The organism is Rhodococcus sp. 05-340-2, assembly GCF_002258915.1.
In the GTDB taxonomy this organism is placed as follows: domain Bacteria; phylum Actinomycetota; class Actinomycetes; order Mycobacteriales; family Mycobacteriaceae; genus Rhodococcoides.
This window is the reverse complement of record NZ_NOYU01000034.1, coordinates 80,044-92,902: the sequence shown is the minus strand read 5'-3', so window position 1 is coordinate 92,902 and position 12,859 is coordinate 80,044. Positions and strand designations below refer to the sequence as shown.

General features: G+C 64.6%; 12 protein-coding genes. 10 read left to right on the top strand and 2 right to left on the bottom strand.

The genetic code is table 11. From position 1 onward, the window contains the following. Positions 1-41: 41 nt before the first annotated feature. The 10 genes from CH271_RS21205 (at position 42) to CH271_RS21160 (ending at position 11,190) form a co-directional block, all read left to right on the top strand. Entirely contained in the window at positions 42-869 is an 828-nt protein-coding gene (locus CH271_RS21205; RefSeq protein WP_143546089.1) for a hypothetical protein, read from the top strand. A gap of 386 nt (positions 870-1,255) precedes the next feature. Further along, positions 1,256-2,938 carry a Mu transposase C-terminal domain-containing protein gene (locus CH271_RS21200; RefSeq protein WP_094634706.1) on the top strand — a complete coding sequence of 561 codons (1,683 nt, stop codon included), beginning with the start codon at positions 1,256-1,258 and terminating at the stop codon, positions 2,936-2,938. A gap of 4 nt (positions 2,939-2,942) precedes the next feature. Then, positions 2,943-3,881, top strand: coding sequence for a TniB family NTP-binding protein (locus CH271_RS21195; RefSeq protein WP_094634705.1), 939 nt, complete (start codon positions 2,943-2,945; stop codon positions 3,879-3,881). Then, positions 3,878-5,110 carry a TniQ family protein gene (locus CH271_RS21190; protein WP_179274840.1) on the top strand — a complete coding sequence of 411 codons (1,233 nt, stop codon included), beginning with the start codon at positions 3,878-3,880 and terminating at the stop codon, positions 5,108-5,110. The genes CH271_RS21195 and CH271_RS21190 overlap by 4 nt, the downstream gene beginning before the upstream one ends. A 204-nt stretch (positions 5,111-5,314) precedes the next feature. Continuing rightward, on the top strand, positions 5,315-6,487 hold the full coding sequence (locus tag CH271_RS21185) for a site-specific integrase (protein WP_027494235.1): 1,173 nt from the start codon (positions 5,315-5,317) through the stop codon (positions 6,485-6,487). Between the two features lie 101 nt (positions 6,488-6,588). Then, complete coding sequence (locus CH271_RS21180) at positions 6,589-7,578, top strand: hypothetical protein (RefSeq protein WP_052059180.1); 990 nt, start codon at positions 6,589-6,591, stop codon at positions 7,576-7,578. A 259-nt stretch (positions 7,579-7,837) separates the two neighbouring features. After that, positions 7,838-8,824 carry a DUF302 domain-containing protein gene (locus CH271_RS21175; RefSeq protein WP_080729192.1) on the top strand — a complete coding sequence of 329 codons (987 nt, stop codon included), beginning with the start codon at positions 7,838-7,840 and terminating at the stop codon, positions 8,822-8,824. After that, positions 8,825-9,376 (top strand): sigma-70 family RNA polymerase sigma factor, encoded by a 552-nt coding sequence (locus CH271_RS21170; protein WP_027494238.1) that lies wholly within the window; start codon positions 8,825-8,827, stop codon positions 9,374-9,376. Continuing rightward, positions 9,373-10,050 carry a zf-HC2 domain-containing protein gene (locus tag CH271_RS21165; RefSeq protein WP_027494239.1) on the top strand — a complete coding sequence of 226 codons (678 nt, stop codon included), beginning with the start codon at positions 9,373-9,375 and terminating at the stop codon, positions 10,048-10,050. Before CH271_RS21170 ends, CH271_RS21165 begins: the two co-directional genes overlap by 4 nt. Positions 10,051-10,554: 504 nt before the next feature. Further along, entirely contained in the window at positions 10,555-11,190 is a 636-nt protein-coding gene (locus CH271_RS21160) for a uracil-DNA glycosylase (protein ID WP_051364861.1), read from the top strand. 31 nt (positions 11,191-11,221) lie between these two features. Here the strand turns inward: CH271_RS21160 and CH271_RS21155 are convergent, their stop codons facing one another. Both CH271_RS21155 and CH271_RS21150 read right to left on the bottom strand, forming a co-directional pair. Then, positions 11,222-11,569 carry a hypothetical protein gene (locus tag CH271_RS21155; RefSeq protein ID WP_051364864.1) on the bottom strand — a complete coding sequence of 116 codons (348 nt, stop codon included), beginning with the start codon at positions 11,567-11,569 and terminating at the stop codon, positions 11,222-11,224. Positions 11,570-11,664: 95 nt separating this feature from the next. Next, complete coding sequence (locus CH271_RS21150; protein WP_080729195.1) at positions 11,665-12,837, bottom strand: TDT family transporter; 1,173 nt, start codon at positions 12,835-12,837, stop codon at positions 11,665-11,667. Positions 12,838-12,859: the final 22 nt, after the last annotated feature.

Here is a 12,859-nt window from a genome sequence, read left to right as displayed (position 1 = left end):
GGAAAGAGATACGCCGGCGCGCTCGGAGAATCAATGCCAGCATGATGGAGGCCGTCGAACACCTGCTGTCCATCCAGGAGCTGACACCCGACCTTCACGACATCGGCTCAGTACTGGAATCAGGGCACATGAAAGACCTCCAGCAGGTCATGGATCTCGGACTATTGACGCTCGCTCCGGATGGTTTCGCACTCGACCCGACCCAAGACAAGGCTTCGGTATACACCGAAGCACTGGGCCGCCTGCTCAAAGATCGTCGCTTGCAACCGGTCCTGGACGAGAGGATGTCGCGGCGTGTCTTGGACGCGCAGTCGTCCGGCGAACCGCTAACGGATGACTACACCCAGGCGCGAGCTCGTAGAGCCGCCGTGGGTGCGGGGTTGATTGCGCAACTGCCCACGTTCCCCGAGGCGTCAATGAAAGACGTTATCGATGCGCGAGATCAGCTGCGCGAACCGTTGCTGTCCTACCGCGCCGAGATGAAAATCGCCGCGGAAACGATCAAGTCAGATGCGTTCGACTACTCCAATTTGGAAGCTGACATCCAAGATCTGTTCAGAGACCAAGTCGAGCCCAAGTTGCGTGACTTTCAACGCGAGCTGGCCAAGACAAAGGTCGTGCTAGATGCCGCTAATGCGATGAAGACCACGGTCGCCGCCGTTGTCTCCGGCGTAGGCGTAGAAGCATCTCTACTGCTGTCTGACGCGCAAATCACTCTGCCCGACCTCGCCACCATGGGCTTGGGTAGCGCTGCGGCGGGTGGCGTGATCACTAGTGGGTTGGGTATTGCGAAGGCCCGCTTCGACGAGATCACCAAACGCAATCAAGAGCCCTATTTCTATCTTTACAAACTCAGCAAACAGCTGTAGCTACCTAACGCTGCCCGATTCGAGAGGTTTGCCGCTGACACGCTTGACGCCAGCTCGATGCTGATTGTGCCGCCGGAAGCTAAACGACGAGTTGGGATCTGTGCATGGCTATGCATGATCATGCGTTGTCTTGCTAACGGTCGTTTCTGGGGCACCGATCCGTGAGACACGGGTGCGGCCCGAACGAAGGCGCGATCGCAGGCCGTCGGCGCGGTCCCGAACAGGGCCCGGAGCCGTTTAGGTCCCGCCGGATCATGTCAGTTTCAGACGACGGCTGCACTCTTTGCAGGCGTTTCGAGGGTGAGTGCACGTGTCTTCTGACATTCTGATGTCAGAAGTGCGGTGCACGGTCGCATGTTCGGCTCTCGGTGACAGGGAGGCTTGTGATGGACCCCGACAAGCTCGATGTCGTGGAGACCGGTGTGCTGACAGCGTCGGGGGAGCGGTGGTCCCAGGCCGAGGTCCGTTTCGCTGTCCTGGCTCCCTTGCTGGAGATGCATCCGGTGCGTTCGGAAGCGGTTGACGATGCAGCACAGCGGTTGGAATTGTCCAGGCGGCAGGTCTACACGTTACTCGGCAGGCTCAGGAACGGGACGGGGACAGTCACCGATCTTCTGACGAAGGTCTCGTCGGGAGGGCGTGGCCGCAGCCGAGTAGCGGCTGACGTCGAGGACGTGATCGGCGACCATCTCACTCGATATTTTCTTCACTGCCAGAAGCCGAGTGTCGCTGCGCTGCACCGACGTATCGCGCTGGCCTGTCACCGCGCGGGTCTGCCGGTGCCGGCCAGAAACACCGTCACTGCGCGTATCGCCGCCCTCCATCCGGCATCGGTCGCCAGGTCCCGCGGAGGACCCGATGCCGCCCGCCCGCGTCAGTCCGCCGGCGACAGTCCACCGACGGTTTCGGGGATTCTCGATCAGGTCCAGATCGACCACACCGTCGTCGATCTGATGGTCGTTGACGAGTACGAGCGGCAACCGATCGGTCGCCCTTACCTGACGATCGCCATCGATGTCTTCAGCCGTTCCGTACTCGGATTCGTCGTCACTCTGGAGCCGCCATCAGCGGTATCGGTCGGGTTGTGCCTGGGCCGGGTGTGCTGCGAGAAGCAGACATGGCTGGAGGCATGCGAGCTCGCGGAGCAGGTGCAGTGGCCGATGGCAGGGAAGCCAAAACAGTTGTATCTCGACAACGCCTCCGAGTTCAAAAGCGAAGCGCTGCGCCGCGGATGCGCCCAGCACGCCATCACACTCGAATACCGTCCTCCGGGCCGACCTCACTACGGCGGGATCGTCGAACGCATCATCGGAACGGCGATGACGGCGGTGCACGAGCTGCCTGGGACCACCTTCTCGAACCCAGCGGACCGAGGAAGTTACGACTCGGACAAGCACGCGGCGTTGACATTGCATGAGTTGGAGCGCTGGCTGGTCCTGGCCATAGCCTCGTATCACGCGAGCGTTCACACAGGGATCGGGAACACTCCGGCCGCCGTGTGGGCCGGCGGGGTCGCCGCAGCTGGTCATGCCCCTCGTGTGGTGCTCGGCGAAACCGCGTTCCTGGTGGACTTTCTTCCCGTCATCCGGCGACGTTTGACGCGCACGGGCTTCGTCCTCGATCACGTGCACTACTTCTCGAACGCGCTCAAACCGTGGGTTGCGCGGCGAGAAGATTTGGGGCGGTTCGTGATACGACGTGACCCACGCGATTTGAGCAGAATCTGGGTCCTCGAACCAGACGGTGCCGGCTATGTCGAGGTGCCGTACCGGACGATGTCACATCCCGCGGTGACACTGTGGGAGCACAGAGCTGCTATCTCCCGTCTCCGCGAACAAGGTCGGTCGAACGTCGATGAGAGCGCACTGTTTTCGATGATCGAGCAGATGCGCGAGGTCACCGACCGCTCGCAGAAAGCCACCCGCAAAGCCCGGCGCAACCGTGCCCGCCGCACGCATCTCACCGGCGACGCCGCGTGTACACCGATCCCGGCGATCCACCCGCCGGTGGAGCCTCGAGCGGACGGCGGCACCGCAACGCCTGTCTTCAGCGACATCGAGGAATGGTGAGGCGATGACCGCACCGACAGGAAGCAGCGACGAACCCACCGAGTCGTCCAGCGAGGATTTTGGGCACCTGCGGGAGTCGGTCCGACCGCTCACCGCACTCGACGACGCGGAGCGGATCCGGTTGATCCGGTCGGAGAGGTGGATCGGGTATCCGCAGGCCCGTACGGTCATCGACCATCTGGAGTCGTTGCTGTCGTGGCCGGACCGGCAGCGTATGCCGAACTTACTGTTGCTCGGTCCGACGAACAACGGCAAGTCGATGATCATCGAAAAGTTCCGGCGCACTCATCCGCCGATCAGCTTGTCCGACCGCGAGCAGATACCGGTGTTGTGCATGCAGATGCCCCCGGACCCGTCACCCGGCCGGTTCTACCTCGTACTGCTCACAGCGTTGGGAACACCGACCAGGCCCCGCAATCGGGTCCACGAACTCGAACAGCAAGCATTGATGCTGCTCCGCGCCACCGGCGTGAAGATGTTGATCATCGACGAGCTCCACAATGTTCTCGCCGGCCGCGACAACGTCCGCCGCGAATTCTTGAACGTGCTGCGGTTCCTGGGCAACGAACTACGCATTCCTCTTGTCGCTGTCGGCACCCGTGATGCCTACCTCGCCATCCGCACCGATCCGCAGCTGGAGAACCGATTCCACCCCATGACTCTGCCGGTCTGGACCAACACTGCCGACACCAGATCACTGCTGGCCAGCTTCACCACGAGCTTCCCCCTCCGCAAACCCTCGCACCTGACATCACCGGAGATGACCGACTACCTCCTCACTCGCTGCGAGGGCACCATCGGTGAACTGACAACGTTGCTCACAGCCGCAGCAGTGACCGCCGTCGACAGTGGAGAGGAAGCGATCACCTCATCGGTGCTCACGCGCACTCCGTACCTCGGCCCCACGGAGCGACGCCGCCAGTTCGAACGCCACCTCGCGTGAACGCACGGCTCGCGGCGATGCCCGATGATGCGTACGTCCGCCCGTGGCCGCTGCACCCGCCGCCACTGCCAGGTGAGGTCCTCTCGTCCTGGTTGGCCCGGATATGCGAGCTGTATCCGCACATCAAGCCTTCTGACCTGCTTTCAGACCTCGATGTCGATTGTTCTGTCGAGGATCTCGACCGCTACACACCGGAGCCGATCCTTATCGAGCTGGCCGGTCGCGGCGCAGTCCCGGTAGAGAGGGTGCGGATGATGACGTTGGCGGGGTGGACACCGTGGTTGCTCGACAGCACCGACCCCGCCGACTGCGACTTCGACACCTACGTCCACCAGTTCTCGGTCCTGCTACCGGCCGACCTCGCGAGGCAGGATCGACGACGTCGCACACCCACGAGCGAGGCATGGTTGCCGTGGGCGAGCACTCCGCGCAGTCGGGCATGCCCGGCATGTCTCGACAGCCTCGAATCCACTGCCGACATCACGGTGACTCTGCTGCAGCAATATCCGGTGCTGAGCAGCTGCCTCGACCACCGTTGTCGACTCGAACCCTGCTCTGCTTTCCCTGGTCATGCAATCTTCTGGGATCAGGTCCGGTTCGGTTCGGACGAACGGGTCTCGCCCGTTCCGGTTCCCTCAGCGGTCACGGACCTCGATCGGCGCAGCACCGAGGCTCTGACGACGGGATGGGTGGAACTCGGCCCAGGCCGGGTACATGCCGCAGTCTGGTTTCGGCTTCTGCGCACCGTCGTCGACGAAGTGTCCTCGCCACTGGTTCGCACCGGACGGTGGGCGACGAGGCTCGTTGCGATCTGGAAGGCCGCCGGTCGTTCTCGCCCGTTGCGGACAGCGTGGGTTCCGTTCGAGGACCTGCACTGGGACGAGCAGGCGACAGTCCTCGAGGCCGCAGCGATCGGCATTGCGATGGTCGAGAGCGGTGAGATCGATGCCGGCGGTGCGCACGCATCTCTGCTGAGCCCACGACCGTATGAGCCGGTCGATCCTGGGACCGCTCCGACGCGCTCGTCTTATCCCGCACCCGAGCGCGATTTATGGGCTGACGCGCACGCTGCGGCCGAGGCCGCCATCGCGGCAGCGCGCGTCGATCCCGCATCCGCCAGTTCGTTGTACAACTTCCTGCGCTGGGGGTGCCGCACCGCAGCGGAGCTGGATGAGACGGTGCAACTGTTCCTCGACCACGGGATCCCGCTGCAACATCCGCCGACATAGCTATCGCCCGATGGAGCGGGGTCGTCCGCGATGCACGCGCGGCGACAGCCCAGAAGCCCGTTTTCGCCCCGGGGTCATAGTCACCAACGGTATGTGTGCGGTGACCGACGAGAATTTTCCTTCCCGCACCGTCTCCGCGGAAACGCCTGCTCAGCGTGCTTTCGGCCTGAGAAGTCTGTCGGGAGGGCCCGCTACAGTCCAGCCATGACAGATCGCCAGCTCGTAGACGGCCCGACCACGATCCCGGCTGTCGTGCCGGGTGCCGCGGCGGTGTTTCCAGACCTACCGCCCGAGGTTGCTGCTCGGATCGAGCGTTCCATGGCCGCGTCCCGCTCGACCGGTACCCGCCGGGCCTACACCTCGGCGTGGCGACGCTTCGAGACCTGGTGCACCGTCGCCGGGCACCACGCGTTGCCGGCGCATCCCGCGACAGTGGCGGCCTACCTCGTCGCCGCGGCCGACACGCTCACCGTCGACGGGACGCGGGCGTACGCGGCCGCGACGTTCGGCAAGTGGATTGCGGCGATCGCCGACCGCCACCGCGCTACCGGACACGACAACCCGTGCGGGCACGAGATGGTGCGCGCCACCCTCGCCGGTATCCGGCGGGACTACGCGTCGGCGGGGGAGCGGCCCCGCAACCCGCGCGCACCGCTGCTGACCTCCGACATCACCACGATCGTCGACCACGCCCGACGCACTACAGCGGGGTGGGCGTCGGAGGTGCTCGAACGCCGCGACACCGCGCTGCTGCTGATGGGATACACCGGCGCATTTCGACGCAGCGAACTCGTAGCGCTGGAATGCCGCGATGTGCGCCGCGACCGTCTCGACGGTGCGCACGTACGGATCCGAAGATCGAAGACCGACCAGGACGGAACCGGCATCGGAACGGTGAAAGCGCTTCCGTTCACCGACTGCCACGAATCCTGCCCGGTCTGCGCGTGGGTGCGATGGCTGCAGATCGTCGCCGCGTTCGACACCGGGGGCAGAGCCGCCGTCATTCGACTGCTTTCTCGCGCAGCACAATTCGACTCCCATCTCTGCCGCGGCACCCTGCCGACCGCCGAGAAACGGTCGCCGCTGTTCCGGTCTGTCCGCAAGAACGGCAACCTCTCCGACACTGTGTTGTCCGGGGCAGCGGTCCATGCGGCGATCCGCCGCCGCGCAGCTCACGCCGGGTACGACCCCGAGACTGTCATGCAGCTCGGCGGCCATTCCCTGCGGGCAGGATTCGTCACCCAAGCCTTCCGTAACGGTGCCGATGCACATGCGATCATGCGCCAGACCGGGCACACCACACCCGCAATGGTCGAGACATATGCCCGCGAGCACGCCCCTCTGGTCGGCAACGCGGTCACCGAACTCGGTCTATGACCGGGCGTGTGACTTCACCCGTGAACGCCGATAGGGCGACCGGGGTAGATGCTGACCACGACGACTGCACCGGTTCGATTCGACCAGCGGATATCACGAACGTGGCGGTGCCGAAGCGGGATCGGCACACGTGGTCACTGTTCGAGGACTGGTGCACCGCCCATGACGAAACACCACTGGCGGCCTCCCCGGATTCACTTGCTCGGTTCCTCTCGGCGCACCCCGCGGCGTCCACGACCCAGCGCCGCCGGATCGCGGTGATCGACGCCGCCCATTCCCGGCACCTGTTACCCCAGCCGGGCCGTGCGGAGGTCGTCCGGGCTGCGCTGGACGTGGCGCGTACGGCGCGCCTGCACGAGCTGGCAGCCGTGATCGGCGGCGTCATCGCGCGCCTCCCCGAATCCGGTTGGCCGTCCGAACTGTTCGCGCGGCGAGACGCCCTCGTCCTGGTCTTTGCCTCGACCGGTCTGCCGTACACCCAGATCGCGGCCCTGCGGCCCTGCGACGTCACCGCCGATCCGAGGATCGATGCCCTTCGTATCGACACAGGCCGCGGCGTTCGCACCGTCACTCCTCTCGCACTGATGGAGACGGGTATCTCGCCGCGGACGGTGTTCCAGCGCTGGTTGGAGGTGCTGGGCCATCACACGCGGTACCCGAACACTCGAATGCTCGCCGACGCTCTCGATGCCGTGGGCGGTACCGGGCTCAGCGGATTCGACCGGTACGTCGATCCGGCCGGTCGACAGCCGCTGTCGACCGCAATCGACCGGTGGGGTCACACCCCGCTGACTGCGACTGCACTTACCGCCCATGCGGTCGCCGACATCGTTCGAGCGCACCTGGACGGACGAGCACCTGTGCACCGACACCATTCGGTGCAGGCACGGCAGCCGAGCACAGATCTCGTACCCAAGCCCGCCTCGGCTTCGCTACTCGACCCCGGCTACTACGAACACGGGACTCGGGCACGCCGAGACGCACACCAGCTACTCGGTGGCGTCGATTCGACGCTCGACGACGTCGAAGAGCGTGCGGATTCACTGTTGAAGCGGCTTCTCGAATTCGTCGAGGCAGAAGTGCCGCCGTGAGGTCGGCCGTTCGTGCCGCGAAGATGGTCCCTGCACCCGTTCAGGCCGCTTCTGTGGCGTGGAGACGCTCGACGAGACCGGGGTGAACCGATCGATCAGATCTCCGCTTGCGTGAACTCGACTGTGTCGCCCTCCGGTGCACCGACATTCCGGGAGCAATCGCCGGAGGGAACTTCGGTTCGGGTGAACCCCTCAGGCTCGGTGTGCGTACACCACAGTGAAGCCCACCGCTGGCGTGGGCACGAGGACAGGACACGTGATGAGCACTTCAAGGTTCCGTATGGCAACGTCGCTGCTCGCGTCGGCGGCGGTGATCGCCCTCGCCGGGTGCGGTTCCACCGAACCCACCGGTTCGGTGGCGGTGTCGAGCACTCCGGTGTCCACGTCGGCGGACGCGAAGGCTGCGACACCCGATGTGGCACCGTCCGAACCCGGACTGGTGGTGTACGCCAGTAACTACTCTGTGAGTGACACGGTCTCTCGGGTACAGCGCGCGCTGGAGACGGCGGGAGCTGTGGCAGCCACTGTGGATTTCGAGAAGTTGGCACAGGGAGCAGGTGAGACGATCCGCCCGACCACCGTGGTGATCGGGGGGAATCCGAAAGCGGCGTCGCCGTTGATCGCCGCGGACCAACGGGCCGCGATCGACCTTCCACAGAAGTACCTGGTCTGGCAGGCCGCCAACGGAACGGTGTTTCTGGCATACAACTCCGCCGAGTACATCGCGACGCTCGCAGGCATCCCGGTCTCGTCCGACGCCCTCGACGGACTCCGGGCCGGCTCGGCATCGACCGCGTCCGATGCGACGGGATCCTCGGCGGCCGCCGCAGAGGGCACCGATGTGTCCGCAGCGCCGGGATACCTGGTCGAGAAGACCAGTGATGCATCGGTTGCAGCGTCCATTGCCCGATACGAGGCAGCGTTCGCGGCCAAGAATCAGCCCACAGTCGCAACCGTCGATCTCGCGTCCGCCGCTGCCGAGACACCTCTGAGGCCCACCATGGTCACCTACGTCGGTAATCCTGCGGTCTCGACTGCGCTGGTCGGAGCGCAGCAGACCATGGGGATCGACCTCCCCGCCCGATACGTGGCGTGGCAGGATGCCGAAGGGATCGTTCACGTGGCTCACCCCGATATCCGTGTACTCGCCGCTCGGCATTCGATCTCGCCGACCAATCCTGTTCTCGACATGGTCGCCGCCGCCACGACCGGTTTCACCGATGCCGCTTCCGGCTCGGGCAGTTAGGTGGACGGTGTCGAATCCGGCTCACAGCACAACCACCAGCTCGTCGATGCGTCCGAAGTCGCCATGTCGGCGCTCTTCCGCGAGCACCAGCACGCAGTGACTCGATTCGTCAGCCGCTACACCCAGACCCGCGAGCAGTGTGAGGACATCGTCCAGGAGACGATGTTGCGCGCGTGGCGCGGGATCGACCGCATCGATGTGACGGCAGCATCGACGCGGTCCTATCTCATGACCATCGCGCGAAACGTACTCACCGATCAGTGGCGGGCGAGCACGAGCAGGCCGACTCTCGTCCACGATCAGATCGCACTCGCCGCCGAGTGCATCGACGACGAATTGGGCGGGGTCCTCGACGGGTGGCTCATAGACGAGTCGCTGCGTCGGTTGTCCGAGGAGCATCGAGCAGTCATCGTGCTCATCTACTACGAGGGTCGAACCGTCTCCGAAGTGGCCGCGCACCTCGATATCGCGGTCGGCACGGTCAAGTCCCGCTCCTATTACGCTGTGCGTGCCCTACGCCGGATCTTCGACGAGTTGGGATTGATTCCATGAGCTCAGCGCACGACGAGATCCGACCACTGCTCGGGGCGTACGTACTCGACGGACTCGAGCGCGACGACCGAGCAGCGGTACGACGACACCTCGACGACTGCCTTGCCTGCCGAACCGAAATCGACGTCCTGGCACCCGTCGCAGGAGTGCTTCGACGTCGCAGGCAGCCAGCAGATCTCTCACCGGTGCACTCGACGGCCGGTGCAGACCAGCGACTCGACCACCTGCTGAGCGCGATGAGGCATCAACGGACCTCCGAGAAGAGGCGGCGGCGAGTGTGGACTGCGGTGTCGGCGACCCTCGTTCTGGGAGTCGCTGCGGCGATCGTCCCGCTCAGTACCCTCGCCCGCTCCGACGATTCGACAACGGTGAACGATGCGGGTGCCCGCCCGCTCGTTCTGTCGAGCACCGTCGGGGCCACAGGTGACCTCGAGCTCACCACGAAAGCCTGGGGCACATCGATCGACGTCGACGTTCAACAACTCCCCGGCGCAGGCATCCTCACTCTGCAAGTGGTCGGCAACGACGGGACTCGACAACAAGCAGCTCAATGGTCGGTCACCGCGAGCCGAGCAGCAGCGGTGACCGGCGCAACGTCCCTTTCTGTCGAGGACATCCACTCGATCGTGATCGACGATCCGGCGGGCAACACGATCGCGCGGGCCTCTCGCTGAGACCGAGTCGTCACGGACACGGGCAGGTTTCGATGCGGTGCCTCGGACAGCGTGTCGGTCGCGTGGCCGCCCGAACGGCTGGACCGCGGTCGAGTGAGATCGGGACGCTGACGACGTACCCCGGATCGACATCCGAGTCCGAACGCGCTGGCTCTGCGTTCGCCGCACCGCATCGGTCCGTCGCTCGTTTTCCGGACTCATTCCAGAAAAGTCGTGCATACTTTCGGTCGGTTCGGTACCCACTGTGGCATATACCAAGGGGGGTATGTAAGTACCCTAGGGGGTATCCGACCTGATCTGGAATCGAAGTCGATGAGAAGACGGGTGCAATAGGCACCACACGGCCTGTCGTGGTTATCTCATAGGTGTGTTCAGGCAGCGGAGTCGTCAAACGCTCAGCAGTGGTCGTCGAGGCGAGCCACCGAGAGCTGGCGTCTACGGCTCACGGTGCGTTTCCCCATGGCCAGCAGTACGTGTGGCGTGGGTCAGCAGTGAGTGCGGCGTATGACAGATGATGACGTGTGGTCCGGAAAGCACGCCCGAGCGCACGATGCCCCGGTCCGCTCACTCAATGCGTCGGTGTTGCGATGGAGGATCGACACTGCACGGTCCATTCCACTGTTCGATCCCGACGACGGCGGCGACGCGGCTCGCTGTCTGGTGCTGTTGGAGTCTCCGGGGCCGAAAACGATACGTCCGGGCGGGACCAACATGTGTTCGTTCGACAATCCAGATCGAACGAACCCCGTGCTGAAATCGGTGTTCGCCGACGCGGGTATCGACCGGGTGCAGTGCGTCAAGTGGAATATTGTGCCGTGGGCAGTGCTCGATGACGCCGGTCATCCGGTATCGCCGACGGCATCCGTTCTCGGTGAGGCGGGCCCATATGTCGGCGAGCTTATGGCCTTGCTGCCGAAACTGGAGGTGGTTTTCGTTCTTGGTGCGAAGGCTCTCGATGGCTACATGCGCGTCATCACTGCATCTGCTCCCACCCGCCTCCTCCCGGTGATAGCGGCACCGCACCCCTCGGCTCGCAACGCACACGCACCGGCGGCTGCTCGCCAGCGGTTGATCAACGCAGCACTGTCGGTCGCAACGCACCTGGAGAAGGCACCTGAACCCCGCACTGTGCTGAGGTAGGGCGGATCGTGCTGCTGCTGCCTCCGACCGGTCAGTCCTGGTGGGGCTGGCGTTCGCCGGTGTCGGTGTCGATGTCGATCACCTCGTCCGGGCTGTCGGGGTGGTACTGGATGATGTGTGGTTCGGCGGCACCCCGGCGTGCACCGTCTCGATATGAGAACCAACATCCCGCGAACAGCACCACTGTCACGATCGCTGCGACGACGGTCCAGCCCTCGAACCCGCCGGCGAGGGCCGTGAGAAAGGCCCCCGCAGCAGCTGTTCCCGCCATCAGCAACAGCCAGGTCAGATAATTTTCGGTGACTCGTGCCCAGACGCGTCCGCGGCTGCCCCGTCTCGGGGTATCGGAAGTCGGTGTGTCTGCATTCGGTGTGTTCATCGTGATCGTGAGTCCTTTCCGGGGTCAGTGGTCGATTGGATCAACGCTGTTCGTTCGGTATCAGCGTTCCGAGTGGGTACTACCCGGCGGTCGGTTCAGCTGGGTTGAAAAAGTTTTCCTTGCACGCTGCCGCGGAGAGTGTGGGCGGCGACTGTGCCCCAGGCTGCGAGCAAGGCCGCATACAGTCCGATTGCAAGGGCCTCGACCGCGGCCGACCCCAGAGCGCCGCCGAGGGCAGTGGCACCGGTGACGCAGGTGCCGATGGGGAAGGTGAACGACCACCAGGTCAGTGAGAATGTCAGTCCCTTCTGGGCGGCATGGATGGTGAGGGCGGTTGCGAGGGTGAACATCAAGACGCCGAAGCCGCCCATCGTCAGTCCGTACAGAATGCCGAACACGTGCAGGCCGGTTGCGACGGAGGCGGTCTCGCCGGTGAACACCAAGGGTGCATCGTTGCCGAGCAGGTTCGCGGCGGTGATCGATTGACCGATCATGCCGAGGGTGATCCACACCGTCGGTGCTGCCTGGACCGGCGGGATTCCGCCGTGGACGAGCCGTCCGTAGATGAGCGTCATGGTCAGCATTCCGATGATCAGTGACAGCCCGAACATCGCGTAGCAACCGGACAGCATGGCCAGGCGCCATTGCCCATCCGCGATATGAGGGAGCAGCAGCGCACCGGTGGAGGCGGACACCATCGGCGGTACGACGGGCATCAACCACGCCGGGAGTGCGACGGCGGTCTGGTGATCGTGGGCGGTGATCATCAGGTAGGGCACGAGAATGCTGGTGATCAGCCCGAGGGCTGTGCCAGCGGTCCACAGGACGGCAAAAATCACGGTTGCGGGCGCCGCTCCGATGACGTCTTTGCCCAGCAGCATCGTCCCGGCACCGACGGTCAGCAGCGCCATGGGGGGTGCGCCGTAGAACTGCACCATCACCGGATGCGCGGCGTGCTCACGCGCATACTGCCGGTGTCGGATCCAGTGCACTGCGAAGGCACCGGAGAGTGTGATCAAGGCGACCGACGCTGCGATCCACACGATCGTTGCGAACACGTGCAGTCCGGGGATGTGGGCGGGCAGGGTGGCGGCGGCGTTGGCGACGATACCGGTGCCCATGACCGAGGCGAACCAGTTGGGGGTGATGTGTTCGAAGATCTGGCTCGGGTGGTCGAGGTCGGAGAGCACCGGCCACTTGCGCGGCCGCTCGGTATCGTCGCCGCGCCGAGACGTGATGGAGGAGCGGTGCAGAGCTGTCGTGGTCATGACTTCCAGCGTCCTCGCACAC